Origin of the sequence: [Clostridium] celerecrescens 18A (assembly GCF_002797975.1) — a bacterium.
Taxonomy (GTDB): domain Bacteria; phylum Bacillota; class Clostridia; order Lachnospirales; family Lachnospiraceae; genus Lacrimispora; species Lacrimispora celerecrescens.
Genome location: NZ_PGET01000001.1, coordinates 442,134 through 463,406, shown reverse-complemented (window position 1 = coordinate 463,406; position 21,273 = coordinate 442,134). Strand labels below are relative to the sequence as shown.

19 protein-coding genes and 1 pseudogene are annotated in these 21,273 nt (G+C 44.9%); 3 read left to right on the top strand and 17 right to left on the bottom strand.

Features of this window, described 5'->3' with window-relative positions:
• Nucleotides 1–40: 40 nt before the first annotated feature.
• The 4 genes and pseudogenes from H171_RS02235 to H171_RS02220 all read right to left on the bottom strand — a co-directional run.
• Nucleotides 41–358, bottom strand: a pseudogene (locus H171_RS02235) (L7Ae/L30e/S12e/Gadd45 family ribosomal protein); the annotation flags it as partial.
• Nucleotides 351–620 (bottom strand): RNase P modulator RnpM, encoded by a 270-nt coding sequence (gene rnpM, locus H171_RS02230; protein ID WP_054790290.1) that lies wholly within the window; start codon nucleotides 618–620, stop codon nucleotides 351–353. The gene rnpM and the pseudogene H171_RS02235, both read right to left, overlap by 8 nt.
• Before the next feature lie 47 nt (nucleotides 621–667).
• Nucleotides 668–1,843 carry a transcription termination factor NusA gene (gene nusA, locus H171_RS02225; protein WP_100303686.1) on the bottom strand — a complete coding sequence of 392 codons (1,176 nt, stop codon included), beginning with the start codon at nucleotides 1,841–1,843 and terminating at the stop codon, nucleotides 668–670.
• A 29-nt stretch (nucleotides 1,844–1,872) separates the two neighbouring features.
• The gene (locus tag H171_RS02220) at nucleotides 1,873–2,340 is read right to left on the bottom strand and encodes a ribosome maturation factor RimP (RefSeq protein WP_054790292.1); all 468 of its coding nucleotides are present in this window, start codon (nucleotides 2,338–2,340) and stop codon (nucleotides 1,873–1,875) included.
• A 323-nt stretch (nucleotides 2,341–2,663) separates the two neighbouring features.
• Here H171_RS02220 and H171_RS02215 point away from each other — a divergent pair, with 323 nt between their 5' ends.
• Both H171_RS02215 and H171_RS02210 read left to right on the top strand, forming a co-directional pair.
• Nucleotides 2,664–3,431 (top strand): ABC transporter ATP-binding protein, encoded by a 768-nt coding sequence (locus H171_RS02215; RefSeq protein ID WP_100303685.1) that lies wholly within the window; start codon nucleotides 2,664–2,666, stop codon nucleotides 3,429–3,431.
• Complete coding sequence (locus H171_RS02210; protein WP_100303684.1) at nucleotides 3,424–4,221, top strand: ABC transporter permease; 798 nt, start codon at nucleotides 3,424–3,426, stop codon at nucleotides 4,219–4,221. The genes H171_RS02215 and H171_RS02210 overlap by 8 nt, the downstream gene beginning before the upstream one ends.
• Before the next feature lie 72 nt (nucleotides 4,222–4,293).
• On the opposite strand, the gene H171_RS02205 is transcribed toward H171_RS02210, so the two are convergent.
• Genes H171_RS02205 through H171_RS02195 form a run of 3 tightly spaced genes read right to left on the bottom strand, consistent with a single transcriptional unit; the run spans nucleotide 4,294 to nucleotide 7,693 of the window.
• On the bottom strand, nucleotides 4,294–5,697 hold the full coding sequence (locus H171_RS02205) for an FAD-binding oxidoreductase (RefSeq protein WP_100303683.1): 1,404 nt from the start codon (nucleotides 5,695–5,697) through the stop codon (nucleotides 4,294–4,296).
• Between the two features lie 2 nt (nucleotides 5,698–5,699).
• The gene (locus tag H171_RS02200; protein ID WP_100303682.1) at nucleotides 5,700–6,893 is read right to left on the bottom strand and encodes an electron transfer flavoprotein subunit alpha; all 1,194 of its coding nucleotides are present in this window, start codon (nucleotides 6,891–6,893) and stop codon (nucleotides 5,700–5,702) included.
• Between the two features lie 11 nt (nucleotides 6,894–6,904).
• Nucleotides 6,905–7,693: an electron transfer flavoprotein subunit beta/FixA family protein gene (locus tag H171_RS02195; RefSeq protein WP_100303681.1), complete on the bottom strand. Its 789-nt coding sequence runs from the start codon at nucleotides 7,691–7,693 to the stop codon at nucleotides 6,905–6,907.
• 433 nt (nucleotides 7,694–8,126) lie between these two features.
• Between H171_RS02195 and H171_RS02190 the strand changes: the two genes are divergently transcribed.
• Entirely contained in the window at nucleotides 8,127–9,488 is a 1,362-nt protein-coding gene (locus tag H171_RS02190) for an MATE family efflux transporter (protein ID WP_100303680.1), read from the top strand.
• A 318-nt stretch (nucleotides 9,489–9,806) separates the two neighbouring features.
• On the opposite strand, the gene H171_RS02185 is transcribed toward H171_RS02190, so the two are convergent.
• From H171_RS02185 to H171_RS02140, 10 genes are all read right to left on the bottom strand, one after another.
• The gene (locus H171_RS02185; protein ID WP_100303679.1) at nucleotides 9,807–11,051 is read right to left on the bottom strand and encodes a CaiB/BaiF CoA transferase family protein; all 1,245 of its coding nucleotides are present in this window, start codon (nucleotides 11,049–11,051) and stop codon (nucleotides 9,807–9,809) included.
• Between the two features lie 14 nt (nucleotides 11,052–11,065).
• Nucleotides 11,066–12,247, bottom strand: a complete 1,182-nt coding sequence (locus H171_RS02180; protein ID WP_100303678.1) for an electron transfer flavoprotein subunit alpha — start codon at nucleotides 12,245–12,247, stop codon at nucleotides 11,066–11,068.
• Between the two features lie 26 nt (nucleotides 12,248–12,273).
• Nucleotides 12,274–13,059 (bottom strand): electron transfer flavoprotein subunit beta, encoded by a 786-nt coding sequence (etfB, locus tag H171_RS02175; RefSeq protein ID WP_100303677.1) that lies wholly within the window; start codon nucleotides 13,057–13,059, stop codon nucleotides 12,274–12,276.
• Between the two features lie 27 nt (nucleotides 13,060–13,086).
• Complete coding sequence (locus H171_RS02170) at nucleotides 13,087–14,229, bottom strand: acyl-CoA dehydrogenase family protein (RefSeq protein WP_100303676.1); 1,143 nt, start codon at nucleotides 14,227–14,229, stop codon at nucleotides 13,087–13,089.
• Nucleotides 14,230–14,241: 12 nt separating this feature from the next.
• A complete protein-coding gene (locus tag H171_RS02165) occupies nucleotides 14,242–15,825 on the bottom strand; it encodes an AMP-binding protein (protein ID WP_166433583.1) in 1,584 nt (527 codons plus the stop codon).
• A gap of 39 nt (nucleotides 15,826–15,864) precedes the next feature.
• Nucleotides 15,865–16,998, bottom strand: a complete 1,134-nt coding sequence (locus H171_RS02160) for a YkvI family membrane protein (protein WP_100303674.1) — start codon at nucleotides 16,996–16,998, stop codon at nucleotides 15,865–15,867.
• A 15-nt stretch (nucleotides 16,999–17,013) separates the two neighbouring features.
• The gene (locus H171_RS02155; protein ID WP_100303673.1) at nucleotides 17,014–18,132 is read right to left on the bottom strand and encodes a 2-hydroxyacyl-CoA dehydratase subunit D; all 1,119 of its coding nucleotides are present in this window, start codon (nucleotides 18,130–18,132) and stop codon (nucleotides 17,014–17,016) included.
• Nucleotides 18,132–19,370, bottom strand: coding sequence for a 2-hydroxyacyl-CoA dehydratase subunit D (locus tag H171_RS02150; protein ID WP_100303672.1), 1,239 nt, complete (start codon nucleotides 19,368–19,370; stop codon nucleotides 18,132–18,134). Before H171_RS02150 ends, H171_RS02155 begins: the two co-directional genes overlap by 1 nt.
• A gap of 15 nt (nucleotides 19,371–19,385) precedes the next feature.
• Nucleotides 19,386–20,156: an acyl-CoA dehydratase activase gene (locus H171_RS02145; protein ID WP_100303671.1), complete on the bottom strand. Its 771-nt coding sequence runs from the start codon at nucleotides 20,154–20,156 to the stop codon at nucleotides 19,386–19,388.
• A gap of 379 nt (nucleotides 20,157–20,535) precedes the next feature.
• A complete protein-coding gene (locus tag H171_RS02140) occupies nucleotides 20,536–21,234 on the bottom strand; it encodes a GntR family transcriptional regulator (RefSeq protein WP_100303670.1) in 699 nt (232 codons plus the stop codon).
• Nucleotides 21,235–21,273 lie beyond the last annotated feature (39 nt).

Genomic DNA, 21,273 nt, shown 5'->3' with positions numbered 1-21,273 from the left:
CAGCACATACCGGTAGATGTGAAAGGTCCTCTTCACATTCACTACCGACATTTGTATTCATCAGTTTCACGACTGCCTTTGCAAACCCATGATCCACGATAGCAAGGGATGCTCTCATCTCTTTCCCCATTGCGTGGCCCAGTTCATCTTTTCCCCCTAAAAAGTAGATTGGAACCTCATAGTAAGTACACATATTGGTAAACATTTTCTTAGTATTCTCCGAGGCCTCCTCAGATATGATTACTAATGATGCTTTCCCGGTTTTTACGGTCTTTTCTGTCATGAATTCTCCGCTTACAGTCTTTCCTGCTTTTGTGGCCAGACCAATCAGATTAAGGATCTTTTGTCTGTCATCCAAACTGTTCCATCTCCTTTTCCAATGCTTCGTAGACTTCTTTCGGAATCGCCATCTTGAAGGAACGCTCAAGCCCCTTGCTTTTTACTGCCTTCTTAAAACATTCCATAGAAGGGCAGAGATAAGCTCCCCGTCCGTTTTTACGTCCGGTTGTATCAAGAAGAATCTCATCCTCTGAGGTTTTCAGAACACGAATCATTTCTTTTTTATTTTTCATCTCACCACAGCCGATGCACTGTCTGAGCGGTAATTTCTTTGTACTCACGTTTCCATCACTTCCTGTTATTTATACTGGTAATCACCAGCCAGGTCTTATTCCTGGTAGTCGTCCTGATACTCTTCCTGGTAGTACTGCGTTTCGCTGTTTTCACTGTCATGGTTTTCATTTCCAAAGCTTTCAAATCCGGCTCCAGCTTCCTGATAATCAAGCCCCAGCTCCTCAAACAGACCGAGTTCTCTTGCCTGTGTCTCACTCTTTATGTCAATCTTATATCCGGTAAGACGCGCTGCAAGCCTTGCGTTCTGTCCTTCCTTGCCGATGGCCAGTGATAACTGATAATCCGGAACAATAACCTGAGCTTCCTTTGATTCCTCATCTGCAACAACACAGATAACCTTTGCCGGGCTTAATGCATTTTCGATCAAATAGGCCGGATTCTCATCCCAATTGATGATATCGATTTTCTCTCCTCTTAACTCATTCACTATGGAGTTAACCCTTGCACCGTTTAAACCTACGCAAGCACCTACCGGATCTACATTGGCATCATTGGATTTAACAGCAATTTTTGTTCTGGAACCTGCTTCCCTTGCAATAGCCTTGATTTCCACGGTTCCGTCTTTCACCTCAGCAACCTCGGATTCAAACAGGCGTTTTACAAGGTCCGGATGAGTTCTGGATACGGAAATCCTTGGGCCTTTGGGAGTATCCTTTACTTCCAGAACGAACACTTTGATTCTCTCTGTGGCCTTAAATACTTCTCCTTTTACCATTTCTGTTTCATTCAAAATGGCATCTACTTTGCCCAGATTAATACTTACATTCCTGCCCAGATATCTCTGCACAATTCCGGTGACAACTTCCCTCTCCTGGCAGTACCAGTCGTTAAAGAGAGATTTTCTTCCTTCCTCCCGGATCTTCTGCAGGATCACGTTCTTTGCATTCTGTGTAGCGATTCTTCCAAACTTTTTCGAGTCAATCTGACAATGGATCACATCGCCGATATCATACTTCGGATCTGCCATCTTTGCATCTGCCAGGCTGATCTGCAGCAGGGGATCTTCAACTGTTTCCACCACTTCTTTTTCTGCAAATACATTGAAATCACAGGTTTCACGATTGATGCTGACCTTGATATTATCCGCTTTTCCGAAATGGTTCTTGCACGCCGTAAGGAGAGAATTTTCGATTGCCTCTAACAGGGTATCCTTGCTGATATTATTCTCCTTCTCCAGAATATTCAGTGCTTCTAACAGTTCCTTATTCATTTTTTTATCCTCCTAATATCTCTTACTGTTTAGAAATCAAATGCCAGCCGGATCAAAGCGATTTCCGGGCGGTTCAACACAAGCTCTATTCCGTCTTCCTGGGTAATGGTCACTGTTTCCCTGTCATAGGATGTAAGCGTTCCTGTAAAATCCTTCTGTTTGTTTAAAGGCTTATATAACTTGATATCCACATCTTTTCCGATACTTCTATCAAAGTCTTTATCTTTTTTTAGAGGTCTTCCAAGCCCCGGAGAGCTGACCTCTAAAATGTAACTGTCCGCAATAAAATCCTTTTCATCCAGCCAGTCTCCCAGCCTGCGGCTTATGGTTTCGCAATCGTCTACCGTAATCCCGCCTTCTTTATCTATATAAGCCCGCAGATACCAGTTTCCTGCTTCTTTTACGTACTCTACATCTACCAGTTCGAAATTATTTTCTTCCATAAGGGGCAGCAAAAAGCTTTCTGTCTTTGCCTCGTACTCTTCTCTCTTCGCCATCTTTCTCCCACCTTTCCAAACAAATTGAAAGAGTGGACTTTCGCCCACTCTTTATCCGCTAACTGTCATGTTATCGTAGACAGTATAACACCGTTTATACTCCATTGCAAGGGGTTTTTCTTATTTTTCCAGCATTTCCGCCATCTATTTCCCCATTTATTGGCTTTTCCTGTAGCTGGGCCAAGCATCAGGCTGTAAAAAAGGAAAAAAAAAGCAATCCGGCATTTTATATCAAGGAGAAGAAGGTCTGGTCCTTCACACTCCTTTTTTTTGTACATATCATAACACTATATCAGATCAAATCTGTCATATAAGGAGGACCCATGAAGCCAAAACTGGAAGTTCGCGGGATCAGTTACTCCTATCATTCCCTTGAGGGTGAGACACTGGCCCTTTCCAATATATCATTTACTGCAGATAACGGAGAATTTCTTGCAATCGTCGGCCCATCCGGCTGCGGGAAATCAACCCTTCTATCTCTTCTTAGCGGATTATTAGAACCTGACGAAGGTGAAATCTTAATTGACGGCGTCTCCCAGGCAGAATCCGGCGTCAATATCGGTTACATGCTGCAGCGGGATCACCTTTTTGAATGGCGTACGATTATGGGAAATGCCGAACTGGGGCTGGAAATTCAGAAAAAGCGAAATAAAAGCTCCAAAGAAAAGCTGCATCAGATGCTCCATACTTACGGCCTTGGAAGCTTTGAGCAGGCAAAGCCGTCTGAACTGTCCGGAGGCATGCGGCAGCGTGCCGCACTGGTCCGCACCCTGGCCCTGGAACCGGACCTTCTTTTATTAGACGAACCATTTTCTGCATTGGACTATCAAACCAGGCTTTCCGTCTGTGATGACATCAGTTCCATTATAAAAAGCACTCATAAAACTGCGATTCTTATCACACATGACCTTTCCGAAGCTATCAGTGTTGCCGACAGAGTCATCGTACTGACAAGCAGGCCCGGCAAAATAAAAGCCATCGTACCGGTTTCCTTCGGAGGTGATGATATACGGCCTTTGACACGGCGGAACATGCCGGAATTTTCTGTTTACTTTAATCAGGTATGGAAGGAGCTGCAAAATCATGATTGAGACTCATCCCACCTTAGCCCAACAGGAGTTTATTGAAAAGGAAAAGCTGCACCGCCGCAATGTCAGAGTGTGGCGAACCATGCTGCTGGTGCTGCTTCTTTCTCTTTGGGAGCTGTGTGCAAGACTGGGCATGATCAATGACTTCATATTCAGCTCACCTTCCCGTGTGACCATCTGCTTTCTTAATATGGTAGTGGACAAAAGCATTTTTATGCACATTGGGGTAACCGTGATGGAAACCCTCATAAGCTTTGCCCTGGTCACCATCTCAGGCCTGCTGATCGCTGTTCTTTTATGGTCCAGCCGCAGTGTATCGGAAGTGTTGGAGCCTTATCTTGTCATGCTTAACAGCCTTCCAAAATCCGCCCTTGCTCCCATCTTAATTGTATGGCTGGGCAATAATATTAAGACCATCATTGTTGCTTCCATTTCTGTGGCCGTTTTTGGATGCATCATGACGCTCCATACCGGTTTTTCCCAGGTAGATCCTGACATGATCAAGCTGATCTATTCTCTGGGCGGTAAGAAAAAGGATGTTCTTTTCAAGGTACTTCTTCCTGGTTCTGTGCCTCTTATCATCAGCAATACAAAGGTCAATATCGGGCTTTGTCTGGTTGGTGTTATCATTGGAGAATTTTTGGCGGCGAATAAAGGACTAGGTTATTTGATCATCTATGGAAGCCAGGTGTTTAAGATGGATCTGGTGGTGATGAGCATCGTGATCCTGTGTATCGTATCGGCAATTTTGTATCAGGGGATTGCTTTGCTGGAGAAGAAGATTAAATTTTAATTTTAAAAAGGAGTCTTAAGCCCTATGGATTTGTATTTATCCATTAGGCTTAAGTTCCTTTATTGCAATCCGTTACATTTGGGCAATCTTGTGAGGATTTAAAATATTATTAGGGTCAAACACCTTCTTTATTCCGTTCATCAGAATTAGATTCACCTCCGGGAGAGATTCCCTAAGGTAAGGCTTCTTAGCAAAACCAATGCCATGTTCTCCGGAAACCTGACCTCCCAGCTTCCTGGCCTTTTCATAAACCTTCTCCATAGCTTTGCTCATACGCTTTTCCCATTCCTCGTCGCTTAAATTATCTTTCAGCATATAGGCATGGAGGTTCCCGTCTCCTGCATGTCCGAAACTCTTAATCCTTAACTCACACTCTTTTTGCAGGCCATGCAGATAGGTGACCATTTCATTGACTGAGCTTCTTGGAACAACCATATCAACCTCATCCATGTAGGTGGTAGAACCTTTGATGGCTTCCAGGAATGCTCCCCTGGCCTTCCAGATGGATTCTTCTCTCTCCTCCGTATCAGAAATCAGAACATCCAGGGCACCCTGTTCCAGGCAGAGCTTTGCAACGCTGTCATATGCCTGTTCAATTTCTTCTGCCGAATTCCCGTCAAATTTTAAGAGCAGATAAGCGTCTGACTGCTTATCCGGAAATGCCTTTCCTAAATACTGCTCTGCATCAATAATAACTTCCCGCTGCATGAATTCAATGGCTGTGGGAATGGTCTTTGATTTGACAATTAAAGGAACCGTATTGATTGCATGATCCAGGGTAGGGAAGGGAATCAGCAGGCTGATCACCATCTTGGGGCGGGGAATCAGCTTTAACGTGGCCTTTGTAATAAAGCCAAGAGTTCCCTCAGATCCGACCATTAAATCCTTAAGGGCATAACCGGAGCTGTTTTTTACGACTTTACCTCCGAATTCCGTAATCTCACCACTTGGAAGGACAACTTCCAGACCTCTTACATAGTCACGTGTCACTCCATATTTCACGGCGCGCATGCCTCCTGCATTGGTGCTGATGTTACCTCCAATGGTAGCTGATTTTTCGCCTGGATCAGGCGGGTAAAACAGATCGTGATCTTCCACATAAGCAGAAAGCTCCATCAACAGTACACCAGGCTCCACCGTAATTGTCAGATTATCCTCATCAAGTTCAAGTACATGATTCATCAGCGTGGTATCTATCATGATTCCATGTTCCATGGCTACGGATGACCCCACCAGGCCGGTACCGGCACCTCTTGGAGTCACGGGGATGACATTTTCATAGGCATACTTTATAATTTCGGATATCTCTTCTGCTGATTTAGCTTTCACTACAATGTCAGGATAGCTGCTGGTACCGCTTAATTCATCATGACTGTACTCTTCATTAATAGAATCTCCGATCAGAATACGCTCCTCATCCGGAATGATACTTTTTATGTAAACAATATCATCTTTATCCAGTTTTTTATATCCCATGATTAAACTCCTTTCTTCTCTTTTATCCTTGCAATCAGTTTCGGGAGAAGTTCATAGAGATCGCCTACCAGACAATAATGAGCTGATTTGAAGATCGGCGCCTTTGGGTCATTGTTGATTGCAAATATGGTATCTGAATGGTTCATGCCGGCCACAAACTGAATGGCACCGGAAACTCCACAGGTAATGATTAACTTCGGCCTGACCGTACGGCCACTTAAACCAATCTGATATTTTGCATCCAGCCAGCCGGATTCTGCCATCGGTCTGGTGCATGCTACCTGGCCTCCCATAAGATCTGCCAGCTCCCGGAGCATGCTTAAATCCTCTTCTTTTTTCACTCCTCTTCCGGCAACCACCAGAATTTCAGAATTCTCAATGAAGGTCTCCTTCTCCTTTGGCAGAATATCAATGACCTCCACATGACAGACAAGCTTTCCCCTATCGATATCACAAATCACGATTTCTCCCGATTTTACTTCCGAGCGGGCAGGAGCATTCATGATTTTATACCGAACGGTAGCGATCTGAGGACGATGGTTTGGGGTCTTGATATGAGCCATAATGTTGCCCCCAAAGGCTGGCCGGATCTGGGATAAATCCGTATTTTCATTCATTTCAAGAATGGTGCAGTCTGCAGTCAGACCGGTTTTCATTCTGGCAGCCACTCTTGGAGCAAGCTGACGTCCTACGGTGGTCGCTCCTACCAGAATGGAAGAGGGCTTGACTTTGTTGATAAAATCTTCAAAGACTGCTGTATAGGGCTCAATTTTAAAACGGGCCAGCTCCTCCTTATCATATAGGAAGACTTTATCAGCTCCGTAATGGAGTATTTCTTCACTTTTTTCACGGATATCCTTTCCCATGAACAGAACATATACCTCCTGCCCGGTAACTGCCGCCATCTCCTTTGCCTTTCCAATCAGTTCATAGGTGACCGGATGAACGGCGCCATCTACATGGTCTGCATAAACAGCAATTCCCTTCCATTCGTCTTTGTTGACCGCAGTTTTTTTTACGTCCTCCACATACTCGACAGCACCCTCCGGACCCTTTTTTATACAAAGGCGGCACATCTTGCAGGCAGCATTTACGATAACTTTTCCATCCTGCTCCTCCAGGGCTCCAAAGGGACAGATTTTTATCAATTCCTGTTGATCAGGAATTCTCTCCTGATGTATGATTAACCTTGCCATTTCTTCCCCTCCTAAACAAACTTCAGCTCTACCATCTTGTCAAACAGCTTTTTCGCAAGCACATCTCCTGACTCATCCCACACTTCCTTTTTATCGTTTGTTGCCGGAGGGAAGATCTTCTGTACCTGAGTGGGCGATCCGTTAAGACCGTAATTCATTTCGTCCTTATCCTTCATATCATCAAGGGTAAGTACCTGAATCTTTCTATCCTTTGTATTTAATTTTTTTACATATGACGGGAGTCTTGGCTGAAAGATATCTTTATCCACTGCTAAAAGGCATGGAAATTTTACTTTGGCCACCTCTACCTCATCGGGAAGATCCATATCTACTGTAATTCCATCTTCTTCTAGCTTCCGGATTCTCACGACATTGGATACGCTTGGAAGGTTTAACCATTCCGATATTTCCGGGCCTACCTGCGCGGTATCCCCGTCTGTAGTCTGCTTGCCGCAAAGAATTAAGTCATACTCTCCCATTGCCTTAATTCCCTGTGCCAGGGTATAGCTGGTCGCAAGGACATCGGCCCCTCCGAAACGTTTGTCTGACAAAAGCGTTCCATGGTCTGCTCCCATGGAAAATGCTTCTTTAATGACCTGCATGGCCTGCGGAGGTCCCATGGAAATAACGTCAACAAGGCCTCCCGTTTTCTCTTTGATCCGAAGGGCAGTTTCAATGGCATATAAGTCATAAGGATTCATCTTAGAAGCCGCTCCGTCTCTTTTTAACACGCCCGTAACAGGATCCACCTCAACTTTATTGCTGTCAGGTACCTGTTTGATGCAAACAAGGATCTTCATTCTTTTTCTTCCTTTCCTAATAAACCCTACTTCCAAAATACGTAATACAGCGGGCAATTATAATGAAAGCAGCGCTGAATTTACCGGACTGATTAATCTGCCCTATATTATACCTTATTTTCCGTCTTTTGTAAAAAAAAGACATACCATTCTATGAAACAAATAATCTATTTCCACATAGAGCAATATGTTTGTTATGATATCGACCCTACAATTTATTCATTATTCATTCTCCTGGATATTTAATTTGATTTCACTGTTTCATAGGAGCCACTGATTTAAACCTCCGCGGACTGTTGCTTCCTTAAATACAACAAAATAAATACCATAGCAAAAGTTTTCTTGACTTTCTTTTTCTCCAAGTGTATATTTAAAAATTGTACGGTATTGACCGAAAACTCTACCGCAAATCTACTAATCAGGTGAATCGACCATGCAATCAAAATTTTTAAAACAAAGCAACGAGCAACGAAGGGATTTAATTCTTAACGGCTCCGTTTCCGCGACCATATTATTTCTTTCCGTCCCCACCCTCATGATGGGTCTCATCCAATCCGCAATACCGGTCATCGACGGTCTGTTTCTCAACAATCTCGTAGGAACCCAGGCGGCAAGCGCTGTTACATACTGCACCCCAATTGTTAATATGATTTCTGCCCTGGCTCAGGGAGTGAGTGTGGCTGGAATGGCCATCATCGGGCAGTCTAATGGAAACGGCGACTTTAAACATAGCCGGAAGATCTCCACTCAAATCATCGTTTTTACTTTTTTGCTGGGTTTTCTCCTGGCACCACTGCTGATTGCCCTAGCCTTTCCCATATCCGCCCATGTAAATGAAGAGATTTCCCACGATGTCTTTGTCTATCTTGCATTAAGCGCCTGTGTGACGCCTTTTTCCTTCATGGAATCTATTTATAATTCCATAAAGAATGCCAACGGAAAACCAGAAGATACTTTTGTCCGAATGGTGATCATGTTGATTTTAAAAATTATTTTCAGTGCCCTCTTTATTGTTGTTTTCCACTGGGGTCTTGTAGGTTCCGTCATGGCATCCCTGGCATCTAACTTTTTAATTACCGGATGGATGTACTATGAATTATTTTTAAAGAAAACCGGAGAGCGCTTTATCCTGAAAGGCTTCCGGTTTGACTGGAACATCATCAATACCCTTTTGCGCATAGGCTTTCCTGCCATGCTTTCCAGCATGATGCTCAACCTGGGATTTTTCCTCATCAACAATGAAGTGGAGAAATACGGGGCCGTTGTTTTAAACGGACAGGGAATTGCCAATAACATTACCTCAATATGCTTCATACTGCCTTCATCCTTCGGTTCCGCCGTCACTACCATGGTCAGCATGAACGTGGGAGCAAACCAGCCGGAAAAGGCAAAAAAAGCCTGTTTGGCGGGCTGTGTCATAAGTGCCATTACTGCTGCCCTTTTGATCGCCCTGGTCGTTCCCCTATCTTCTAAACTTACGGTGTTATTTACCAGGTACGCCTCTGTTCTAGCCGTGGCGAACCAGGCGCTTCATATTTATACCTATTCCGTCATCGGATTCGGCATCTGTATGGTCCAGCAGGGTGCTTTTATCGGACTGGGAAAGACCCGGATCACTCTCTTTATCAGTTTGCTGCGGGTATGGCTCCTGCGGTACATATTTATATTGGCAACGGAGCAATTTCTAAGCTTTTATTCCGTATTCTGGGGCAACCTGTTTTCCAATTACATGGCCGCCATTATTACTACCATCCTGATATTCAGGGTTAAATGGGTTTCCGACATAAACTACTGATAAAACATCTCCCAGCAACACACATTGGAAGACCCAGATAGCAAATCCAATCCGCTTTATGAATGCGGTTAAGTATATTGCGGGTATGTGCCGATTTGTGGAATCACTGTAAGACCGAAAGGAAACGCAGACAGATACATCAGCTATGATTCGTTTGGATTTCTGCCTGGACCTGATACACCGATAAAATAAAGAATGGCGTAGCTTTTTACGCTACGCCATTCTTCATTATAAATAGTTTTACTTAGAAATGCCTGATGTCACCTTTTTGATACTCTGGAAAGAACAATTGAATTTCTGAAGGTAAATCTAGTTTTTCTAGTTTTTCCTTTCATCCTTCCACACATAAAGGATTCCTTTCTCCTGAAACTCCTTGATCTCCTCTTTGCTGTACCCCAGAGTCTCCAGAATCTCCGGTCCCTGCTCTCCGATCAGAGGACCGCCATTGTACTCTGGAACACCCATCTCCTGGAATTTGACCGGCGGCCTTACCAGTGTGCGTACATTTCCATTGTCGTACTGCATTTTATAAAAGCAATCATTGGCCCATGCCTGCTCATCTTCCAGAATCTCTTCCCAGGACTGTGCAACACTGAATGCTATGTCGTGTTCCTTTAAAACAGGTACCCATTCCTTAGCTGTTTTCTTTTCCATTGCTTCCATACAGATATCATAGACCTCCGTGCCCAAGCCTTTGGCCTGAAGGTTCTGGATTGGGAAGTAATTCTCATTTTCCATTAAATCATCTCTTCCCAAAGCTTTCATGAACTGCTTATAGTAGGTGTTATAATCAGGCATACAGGTCTGAATGAATCTGTCATCCTTAGTTCTCCATGCCGCATTAAAGGGGTTGGCACTCTCCCTGATGTTAATGGGGTATTCCCTTGCCGGGCCGTCATAATTGGCTGCCTGGATCATCATTCCCATGTTATAGACAGCCGTCTCAAACAGACTGGTCTCTACTTTCTCGCCCTGTCCGGTCTCTTTTGCATGGTATAATGCCGCAAGGATCCCTGCTGCAAGGTTCATGGCCACGTTATGATCCCCAACTCCTGGAACCACATTCATTGGAACCGTTCCTCTCTGACGAAGGGAATGGAGATAACCGCCCCTTGCAAAGAATGCCGTGAAATCAAATCCCGGAAGGTCTTTATCCGGGCCGTATTCTCCATATCCGGTTACCATGGCATAAACCAGCTTGGGATATTTCACCTTTAATGTTTCATAATCAAGCCCCGCCCGTTCAAGAGCCTGGACCCTCCAGTTGGTGATCAGCACATCCGCATCCTCCAGAAGCTTAAAAAATGCCTCTTTGCCCTCAGGCGCCTTCATATTAAGAGAAATGCAGCGCTTGTTTCCATTTTCTAAGTCCCAGGTCGTATTTTCATACATATCCAAAGGCCTTCCCTCTGATGGAGCCGTATGTCTTAACGGATCACCCTTGGCAGATTCGATTTTAATGACATCTGCTCCGCAGTCTGCAAGGAAACGTCCTGCACCTGCAGCCGCAATAAAGGTTGCCAGTTCCACTACTTTGATTCCTTCTAACAGTTTCTTTCCCATATTAATTCCCTCCTTTATTTGTCCAGTGCTTCTATAAGCGCAGGGATCACCTGATTATAATCCCCTACGATGCCGTAATCGGCCACTTCAAAGATCGGAGCTGCCGGGTTTTTATTGATCGCAATGATCTGCTCTGAGTTCTGCATACCTGCCACATGCTGAATGGCCCCGGAAATGCCGCAGGCAAAATACAGTTTAGGACGTACTGTGGTTCCGGTCTGTCCCACCTGATAGGAATGGTCGATCCAGCCTGCGTCTACGGCTGCACGGCTCGCTGCAACCACACCGCCCAGCTTATCCGCCAGTTTCTTTAACAGTTCAAAGCCTTCGGCCCCGCCAAGACCCATACCGCCGGATACAATGATTTCCGCATCAGTTAAGGATACCGCTTCTCCTGCCTGCTTTACCACTTCAAGGATGCGGGTTCTTATATCGTCTTTTTCAAAACTTACCGAAAGAGGAATGACCTGGCCCTTACGGCCCTCCTGCCTATCGGCTTTTTCCATAACTCCCGGACGTACTGTGGACATCTGAGGCCGGTGGTTCGGACAAACGATGGTTGCCATTAAATTTCCGCCAAAGGCCGGGCGGGTCTGCTTGATCTTTTTATCTTCCTCATCAATTTCCAACTTGGTGCAGTCGGCAGTCAGTCCCGTATTGCAGCGAACGGCCAGACAGGGGCCTAAGTCACGGCCGATATGGGTAGCTCCCAAAAGGACGATTTCAGGCTTATAAGATTTGATTGCGTCGTGAATCACAGCCGTATAAGCGTCGGTGCGGTAGGATTCCAGTTCTTTGTGATCCGCAAGATAAACTTTATCTGCTCCATATTCAAACAGTTCCTCCGCAAGTCCTTCCACATGGTTACCGCATAATACAGAACAAAGGCTGCATCCAATCTCATCCGCCAGTTTCCGCCCTTCACCCAGAAGTTCTTTTACGACCGGCATAAGTGCTCCTTCTCTTTGTTCTGCAAATACCCATACATCCCGGTATTCCGATAAATCAACCGTATCCTTTGGCTCTTCTGACTTTTCTATTGCATCAAACGGACACTTTTCAACACAAACACCACAGCCGGTACAGGCAGTACCGATGACGGCCACTTTATTTTCCATTGTAATTGCTTCAAATGGGCAATTCTTTACGCAGATCGTACAGCCCCTGCATTTTTCTTTTATTACATTTACAGCCATATGAACCTTCCTCCTTTTCCTGGGTCTTAAAGATAATGCTTCTCTTTCAGTTTCTCTGTCAGCAGTTCTGTCATTTCGGTCACTGTTCCGTTAAGCATCTCCCCTTTTCCCTTAGGAGCGGGAGTAAAGGAACGGAAAACCTGGGTAGGGGAAGCATTTAAACCACAGTCTTTGGGATCCAGTACCACATCCTCATGATTCCATACGGTAACTTTTTTTGCATATGCGTCCATGATGCCGCCTATACTCATGTAACGGGGCTCATTCAGTTCCTTTACCGCAGTAAGCAGACAGGGCATCTGAACTTCCAGAATCTCATATCCATTTTCCATCTGCCTTTGTACGATTACCTTTTCCTCGCAAAGCTTTACATCCTGAACGTAAGTCACAACCGGTATGCCGAGTCTCCAGGCTACCTGGGGGCCTACCTGGGCCGTATCTCCGTCAATGGCCTGGCGTCCTGCAAAAATAATGTCATAATCTCCGATTTTTTGAATGCCGGCAGCAATGGTGGTGGAGGTAGCACAGGTATCGGCCCCGCCAAAGGCCCTGTCGCTGAGCAGATAAGCCTCATCCGCTCCCATCGCCAGGCATTCTCTTAACATATCATCAGCTTGAGGCGGCCCCATGGTAATGACGGAAACCGTTGTTCCAGGCTTTTCATCTTTTATTTTCAATGCCTCTTCCAGGGCATTTGCATCATCAGGATTTAATATGCTGGGAACTCCGTCACGGATCAATGTACCCTTTACCGGATCGATCTTTACTTCATTGGTATCCGGCACCTGTTTTACACAAACCAAAATTTTCATCGTATCATTACTCCTTCCGTGTAGTCGTTATTTCTTAAGCAGTTTTCCGGAAATCACCAGCTGCTGGATTTGTGAAGTACCTTCGTAAATGGTGAACACACGGCAATCCCTGTACATGCGCTCAATCTTATAATCTTTGATAAATCCGTAACCGCCATGGATCTGAAGGGATTTTGAAGCGATTTCATTACAGACTTCAGAAGCATAATACTTTGCCATAGAAGCTTCCAAGGTTGCAGGCTGATGGGTATCCATTAAGTAAGCAGTTTTATAAACCAGCTGCTTTGCCGCCTCCAGCTTAGTCGCCATATCTGCGATCATAAATGCAATTGCCTGGAAATCTCCGATCCGTCTTCCGAACTGTTTCCGTTCCTTTGCATATTTAATGGCCTCGTCCAAAGCTCCCTGAGCAACTCCGATGGACTGGGCAGCCACTCCCATACGGCCGGTATCCAGAGTCTTCATGGCATTTATAAATCCCATGCCCTCTTCACCAAGAAGGTTCTCTGCCGGAATTCTTGCATTGTCCATAATGATATCGCTGGTGGCACAGCCGATAACGCCCATTTTATGCTCCGGCTTTCCGCAGGATATTCCAGGAGTGTTTTTCATATCTACGATAAATGCGCTGATTCCTTTTGTCCCCTTTGTCATATCCGTCTTTGCGTAGACTACCGCATAATCTGCCAGAGGTGCCATGGTGATAAAGGTCTTTCTGCCATTCAATATGTAGAAATCCCCATCCTTTACCGCAGTCGACTGCATACCGCCTGCATCGGAACCTGCTCCAGGCTCAGTCAGAGCAAAGCAAAGCTTTTTGCTGCCGTTTATCAATGAGGGAAGGTATTTCCGTTTTTGCTCCTCTGTGCCGGATAATAACAGAGGACCTCCGGAAAGAGAATTGGGAGAAGATACATAAATGCTTGCAACTCCGCTGACTCTAGCCATTTCCTCCATCACCAGCACGTAACAGCGGGCATCACCGCCTGAACCTCCGTATTCCTTTGGCGTCTTAATGCCGAAAAATCCGGCCTTTCCCATTTTGTAAAGGATTTCCTCCGGAAATGTCCCGCTTTCCTCAACCTCATCGAGGATCTCATTGGTCAGTTCTTTTTCCGCAAACTCTCTTGCCAGTTTCCGGACAAGCTCATGCTGTTTTGTAAAATACATGTTGTTTCCTCCTTAACCTCTTTTCGCTAACCGTTTCTCGACTTCCTGCCGTAACTCATGGACCATAACCTTTCCGCTGATGTTAAAAGGAAATGAATCAAATCGATAAACATATTTGGGAACCTTATAATCCGCCAGGTTCTCACGGACGTGTTTCTTAACCCTTTCTTCTGAAAGCTCTGCCCCAGACTCCATGATGATACAGGCAGCGATTTCTTCTTGAAGAACCTGGGCATCAATCCCTATCACCTTCACATCCTTGATTTCAGGAAGCTCCAGAATGCAGTTTTCAATTTCCACCGGCGCTATGTTTTCACCGCCCCGGATAATCATCTCTTTTTTTCGTCCGGTTATATAAAGATAGCCATTTTCATCCAGATAACCGCAGTCCCCGGTATGAAGCCAGCCCTCCTCATCCAGCGCGACCTCTGCTTCATTCGTTTTGTTGTAATAGCCCTTCATGATGTGATATCCCCGGGACTGGATTTCTCCCACACTTCCTGTCTTAGCAACCCTCTTTTTCCCTTCATCCCAGATTCTTAATTCCGTATTAGGAATCTTTTTTCCTGCCGTAAGGGCCTTTTGGCAGATCGGATCCGAATATCCGGTTATGGTAATTGCAGGGGAAGACTCGGTCTGCCCATAGGAAGGCTGCAAATGCTCCATCTTCAGCTCTTCACAGATATGGAGATAATCTGACGGGTGAATGGCGGAACCCGCAATAATTCCGCTTCTTAGGGAACTTAGATCGTATTCTTTTCTCCTGCTGTTCTTTACCATAGCAAGGAACATGCTGGGAACACCGTTTAGAATGGTGCAGGAATTTTTCTGTATGTTTTCCATTACTCCAATGGACTTATAATACTGATTGATATAAATTGCCGCTCCGGCATGGACAGCGGACAAAATGCCCGCTGTGATGCCAAAACAGTGAAACAGGGGGACGGATAAGCACATGCGGTCACTTTCGTTCCAATGCATGGAACGCACCATTTCGGCTGAATTGTTGACCATGTTTTCGTGGCTTAACATCACTCCTTTTGGAACACCGGAGGTACCAGAGGTAAAAAGTATATTAGCGGTATCCTTTGAGGATAAGTTCTGTTCTATTTCTTTTAAAAGCCATTTCTCTTCCTCCCTGTTTTCCCCCATTTCACAGCAAGACAGATGGTCCAGGGAAACAATCCCCTTTAAGAAGGTGTCCGGACGATCCAGCCCTGCTTTTGAAATGACCGGTCTATAATCCGCATTGTTGCAGCCCTTTCCATAGAACAGATAGTCTGCATTTCCTTCTTTTAATACCCGGTTCAATTCCTGTTCCTTATAGCATGTATTGACCGGGAGCACAATTGCCCCGGACTTCATAAAAGCAAAATACGCCATGATCCATTCCGGGCTGTTAATCCCCCACAACGCGACATGTTTTCCGCGCGAAATTCCTCTTCTTATAAAGTCAGCTGCCCAAAAATCCGAAATTTCATCCGCCTCTTTCCAGGAAAAGCATCGATCCTGGTAGCAGATTCCTGCTCCATTCGGCGTAAGAACAGCTCTTTTATGAAGCAGTTCTCCGATTGTTTCTGATAAAAGGCCTGTCATATTCATTCTCCTGCTAACCTCTGCCTCATATTTCTGTAATTATTTCTCGACTTTTCCCATCGCTTCTCCGATCATTCGGATCAGGAACGGAACCAGTACCACCACAATGGTTACATAACCCAGGTATCCATATCCCACTTTTACCAGGGGAAGAAGTCCAAACTGGGCGATGGCAAATGCAAGAATGGTACATAACAATGCGCAGATTAAGGTTTTTGCTGAAGGCTTTCCGTCATTTCTTCTTTCCTCCGACTTTTCAAGTGCAACTACAACTCTCTGAACTGCTCCGGCAATCATATTAACCGCCGTTGATACCGCTCCTAAAATAATGAGTATGGAAATCATAGGATTCATAAAGCCGGCTCCCACTCCGCCTTTAATCAGTGTGATTACCGGAAGAGGATCTTTGGATAAATCCGGATTAGTCGCTACTGCCATAATTCCTAAAGTGGAAAGCATAATCAGTCCGGAGTTTACGATAAATCCGTAAATCATACTGGTTCCGGCTTCCTTTTCTGACTTAAATGATTCCGCATGCTGGTATAATAATCCGATGGAAGCCAGCTGGAAGGAACCATAAATAAAGCAGCTCCAGAGGGCCGGACCAGCAGGTGCAGGATTAGCTCCTAAAGTCTTGATGTTTCTTACGATATCACCCCAGCTGACAATAATGTTCGGTATGTAAACGATCAATAGACCAGCTATGATAATGACTGACAAAGTAGATGCCGCTTTTCTTACAAAATCCGTTCCGAAAATGGTTACAAAAAAGATAAACAAACCTATGATCAAGGTACAAGCCATATATGGGATTCCAGTAAGGGACTGCATGGTGGAACCTCCGGTCGCAAAGGCAACAGAGGGAGCCAGGCACAGCAATAATATGTATACAAGCTCATAAAGGTTGGAAAAAATTGGAGCGAATTTTCCGTAAAACTTATTGTTAAAGGTTCTGTAATCATAAGCATCATGAAGCTTTGCAAACCGGAGCCCATACCACTGGAACACCGCTCCGATCGCCTGAGCCAGAATCGGGGTAATAAGCGCCCAAATACCAAATGCTACGAAATACTGGACCAGCTGGGCACCAGATGCAAACCCACCGCCAAACTGTGTTGTAAACCATACGAAAGCAACGCCCACGGCTACCGGCATTTTATTTTTATCGATCATATCCTTCTCCTCCTGTTAAAGCATATCTATAAATGCTTCCATCATCGTTCCTGCTTGCTCGTAATTTACCATCTGCCTGTCTACTTCTATCTGAATGATAGGAATCCCCGCCTCAGCACAGGCTTTTTTCACCATTACATAATCAAATTCTTCGGGGTCACAGAATTTCGTTAAAAGAACGACCACACCTTTTGCTTTGTATTTCTTTGCCAGGTCAACGATATAACCGGCTCTCTTCTTTTCCGGGTCGTACAGGACAGAACAATGATCCATCCGGGAAAATTTATCTGCAAGTCCTTCCAAAGGTTCCAGTTCCAGATTGACATTTGTACGATACTGTCTGGATTCATGGGCAACATCATCTGCAGCAATCTGCAGTCCATGTTCGTCAAAGATCTTAAGCAGACCGTCGCTGTCGGCCAGGATCCCGGTGGTGATCACCTTTATTTTGCTTTCCTTCTCCTCTACCTGTGACAAAGCCTCTATCAGCTGGCTTACCAGCGCTGTATGTTCTTCCTTTCGCATGAAATGAGCACTTTTAAAAATATCTCTTCTCTGGACTGCTGTGATGGATGGATGCTGTTCTAAAATCTCTGCCAGCTCTCTCATTGACGCATTATGTTCATTGTAGATCTCATTGGACTTAGCCAGGGAAGCTTCACTGAATTTTTCACCGGTTGCTGCCTCCAAGTCTCTGATCACACGCTCGTAGGAAGCTTTGGTAAATTCTTTTCCTGACTCCGGTTTCCGATTCTGTGGATAAGTCATTGGAATAAATGGAATGTCTTTCACCGCATATTTCCAGTTCTGTCCCAAACACTTTAAAGAGTCACAGAGAGAAGGAATCACGATGGCAGAAATACCTTTGTATTCTCCCCTGATTCCCAGCTCCAGAATGCTCTGCATAATGGAACAGATAAACGCAGGAAAATATCTTTTAGACTCTTTTAACTCAATATCCGCGCCCCATGCTCCCATAGGAACAAGCCCCATGGAGTGGATCAGTTCTTCCGGAGTATAGACAGGAACACAAGCAACAACCTTTTTTCCCTGCTCCAGATAAGCATTCAGCTGGTTTTTCGGTGAACATGCAATCTCATGAAAATTTTCTAATAATTCACTCAATGTTGCCATCAGTCTTTCCCCCCTTTATTGGATTCCATGATTTCTGTCAGCCCCTGTACCCTTGTTTCATACTGAGCCTCTGAGAAGTTCCGCGGGTCTGCCTGATCACCGTCAAATGAGGTGACTGGTATCTGACAGTCCTCTCCGATCTGGCGGCTCATCTCATACATGAAGCCGCTCCAAAGCTTGCAGGAACGGTTAGTATGAACCAGAAGCCCCTCTGTATTGGTCTTCTTTACAATGGCCTCTCTCTTATCTCTTGCATGCTCTAAGTTCATGGCATTGGGCACGTTGCAGTAGGCACGGATCAGGCCATCAAAGTCATCGTAAATGAATCCAAAAGCATCGGCATAAATGGTTGCCACCATGTTGATTCCCCGGGACTTAAGACCGGTGGCTGTTGTTCTTAAATGTGGCCAGCAGGCGATCCCTTCAAACATAATTCTGTATTTTTCCTCTGCACGGAAGGTACTGGTTCCCTCTTCCACTGCTTTTTTATATTCCTCTAACAGGGTTTCAAAAGCTTCGGCCGCTTCCACGGTCCCTCTAGCACATACGGCAACCGCCATATGATTAAGCAGGTCAAAGCCGTTAAGAGGAGAAGGAGTATATTTGGTGTAGGCTGTAGCCTCCAGCCATGCTCTGGAAGTCCTGTTTGAGATCTCCATGACCTCCTTGAATTTCTCTTCACTCCATTTCTTACCGGTAATTTCCTCCAGCTGTTCAATAGCCGCAAGGAACTGGCTCTTTACATATGCTACCTGGGCATCTGAAACCTCGTAATCAGGATTAAATGGAATGTCAATGAGAATCAGCGGAATATTAAGCTCTTTTGCAATGTTCTCATACCATTTGATCATGCAGTTGCAGATGTTATTGCAGCAAAGTACGAAGTCCGGCAGAGGCATGTTCTGCTCCGGAGTTTCCCCCACCATCATATGTGCCAGACTGATCCTTGCATAAGCGCAGATGTCATTGGAATAACCTTCCGCCTCTGAAATTTCACACAGCCGCTGCCCGGCTCCTCTTGCTGCAATCGCTGCTGCCTGATTCTCGGGATAGCACACTTTAATGCCTAATGTCTGAAAAATTTCCTGAGGGAAATTGCTGGCGCACCAGCCGATTTTTTCTCCCCTGTCCTTTGCCTCCTGGACCTCCTTGTAGTGCTTTGCCACAATCTCGTTCAGCTTAAACTTGGCTGAATTGGGATCAATGGTAAATTTTGGTTTTGTCTCTCCTTCACCCATGAAAAATTCCTCCTTTTATGATTTATCATAAGCGTAAAGCGCTGCTCCTAAAGCACCCATGAGCTGAGCCATTGGTGAATATGTAATTTTAAGACCCAGCTCCTGCTCCATGGCTTTGCGTACCCCGCCATTTTTTGCAACGCCGCCGCTCATACACACTGTTTCTTTCACACCGACCCGTTTTGCCAAAGCCGCTACCCGGCTGGCTACAGACTGGCAGATGCCGGCAACCAGATCCGGGATCTCAACCCCGTTTGCCAGCTGGGAAATGACTTCGGATTCAGCAAATACCGTACAGGTACTGGATATTTTGACGGTCTGCTTTGATAAGGCAGCCTGCTTTTCCAGATCCTCAATCCTCAGCTGAAGGATTCCTGCCATGACATCCAGAAACCGTCCGGTTCCTGCCGCACATTTGTCATTCATCAAAAATTCTGTCATTCGCCCGTCGGCCCCCAGGGAAAGTACCTTTGCATCCTGTCCGCCAATGTCAATGATGGTCCGCACTTCCGGAAGAAGATGATGGACACCCCTTGCATGGCAGCTGAGTTCACTCATCTCTCCATCGGCATTTTTTAACAGCTTCCTTCCATAACCGGTAGCATAAACAGCAGTTATCTCTTCCGGCTTTAAGTTCCCTGCGGCAAGTACAGCCTCAATTGCCCGTCCCGGACCATTGGTTCCTGTCCCTGCCCCAATCAGAGAGGTCGACAGAATTTCCTGTCCATCTTTCAAAATGACCGCTTTGGAGGTGGTAGAGCCTATGTCAACTCCTAATGTAAACATGGCTTTTTCCTTTCTTTGTTTAATTTTTAACAATAATTAAGAAAAAAATATATATGTATACATGTATACAAGTTACTCTATGGAAAAGTGTATCCTTGTATACAAGTTATATATTAAAAATAAAATGTAATAAGATACACTTTTTCATGCATAGATTATCAAAATTTGTCGTATTTGTCAATAACTTTTTTAAAATCAGGATTTTCATTAGATATTATATGGAACCTGATTGGAACTGTAGTCTCCTCCTCTCCTTATACAATCGTCTAATTTGTGACAATCTTTTTTATAATAAACAAATAATCGGCTGTTTTTGCTGCAAACGGTTAGAAATCCAAATGTCTGAGGACTTCCGACCATTTCTTCTTGTCCAGCCGGATTAAATGTTTAAGAAATACTGTGGATACTTTTCCTTTGCTTTCGCTCTGATCTCGGATATGGTTTCCAGGTGATCTGCCATAGCCTGCTGGGCTTTGACAAAATCGCCGCCTTTGATTTCGTCGACAATCCTCCGGTGTTCATCGATCAGACAGGGCATTCTTTTGCCAAGCGCCACATCGAAATTCCGCCATCTAGAAATGTGGAGCATTAAATCCTCCAGCAATTTTATAAGATTATACCGTTCCACACTTTCCGCAATGGCCCGGTGGAATGCAGAATCCAGCTTTTGAAACTCCAGGTCATACCCCTCCACATCCCGGTAGGACTCCTGTTTTTCTAAATTATCCTCCAGTTCTTTTACCAGTCTTCCAATCTTCTCTTCGTCCCTCTGGGACAACAGTTCATATAGCTCTTCCTTCTCCACGGCAGTCCTTAATATCAATAAGTCTCCGATGAGTTTCAGATCAATCAAGCTTACATAAGTACCTCTCTGGGGGTACACCGTAAGAAGCCCAAGCTGATTCAGCCTTGCAAAGGCATTACGGATGATGGTTCTTGACACCCCATACTCTTCCGCCATCTGATTTTCACTGATCCTGGTTCCAGGCTCTAATTCCAGCTTTAAAATACGTTTTCTGATATTAAGGAAAACATAATCAGCGGAAACCGGCTGGCTGTTACTTTTCATATAATCCATATTCCTTACCTTCAATTCATATTACTTATTTTTTGTTAT

Bases quoted from the DNA above. Each gene is read 5' to 3' on its own strand.
- H171_RS02155 (WP_100303673.1), bottom strand. From the start codon at position 18,132: ATGGCAACATTGAGTGAATTATTAGAAAATTTTCATGAGATTGCATGT.
- H171_RS02145 (WP_100303671.1), bottom strand. From the start codon at position 20,156: ATGTTTACATTAGGAGTTGACATAGGCTCTACCACCTCCAAAGCGGTC.
- etfB (WP_100303677.1), bottom strand. From the start codon at position 13,059: ATGAAAATTTTGGTTTGTGTAAAACAGGTGCCGGATACCAATGAAGTA.
- H171_RS02170 (WP_100303676.1), bottom strand. From the start codon at position 14,229: ATGTATTTTACAAAACAGCATGAGCTTGTCCGGAAACTGGCAAGAGAG.
- H171_RS02160 (WP_100303674.1), bottom strand. From the start codon at position 16,998: ATGATCGATAAAAATAAAATGCCGGTAGCCGTGGGCGTTGCTTTCGTA.
- H171_RS02205 (WP_100303683.1), bottom strand. From the start codon at position 5,697: ATGGGATATAAAAAACTGGATAAAGATGATATTGTTTACATAAAAAGT.
- H171_RS02190 (WP_100303680.1), top strand. From the start codon at position 8,127: ATGCAATCAAAATTTTTAAAACAAAGCAACGAGCAACGAAGGGATTTA.
- H171_RS02140 (WP_100303670.1), bottom strand. From the start codon at position 21,234: ATGGATTATATGAAAAGTAACAGCCAGCCGGTTTCCGCTGATTATGTT.
- H171_RS02165 (WP_166433583.1), bottom strand. From the start codon at position 15,825: ATGACAGGCCTTTTATCAGAAACAATCGGAGAACTGCTTCATAAAAGA.
- H171_RS02195 (WP_100303681.1), bottom strand. From the start codon at position 7,693: ATGAAGATCCTTGTTTGCATCAAACAGGTACCTGACAGCAATAAAGTT.
- H171_RS02220 (WP_054790292.1), bottom strand. From the start codon at position 2,340: ATGGCGAAGAGAGAAGAGTACGAGGCAAAGACAGAAAGCTTTTTGCTG.
- H171_RS02215 (WP_100303685.1), top strand. From the start codon at position 2,664: ATGAAGCCAAAACTGGAAGTTCGCGGGATCAGTTACTCCTATCATTCC.
- H171_RS02200 (WP_100303682.1), bottom strand. From the start codon at position 6,893: ATGGCAAGGTTAATCATACATCAGGAGAGAATTCCTGATCAACAGGAA.
- H171_RS02150 (WP_100303672.1), bottom strand. From the start codon at position 19,370: ATGGGTGAAGGAGAGACAAAACCAAAATTTACCATTGATCCCAATTCA.
- H171_RS02185 (WP_100303679.1), bottom strand. From the start codon at position 11,051: ATGGGAAAGAAACTGTTAGAAGGAATCAAAGTAGTGGAACTGGCAACC.
- nusA (WP_100303686.1), bottom strand. From the start codon at position 1,843: ATGAATAAGGAACTGTTAGAAGCACTGAATATTCTGGAGAAGGAGAAT.
- H171_RS02180 (WP_100303678.1), bottom strand. From the start codon at position 12,247: ATGGCTGTAAATGTAATAAAAGAAAAATGCAGGGGCTGTACGATCTGC.
- H171_RS02210 (WP_100303684.1), top strand. From the start codon at position 3,424: ATGATTGAGACTCATCCCACCTTAGCCCAACAGGAGTTTATTGAAAAG.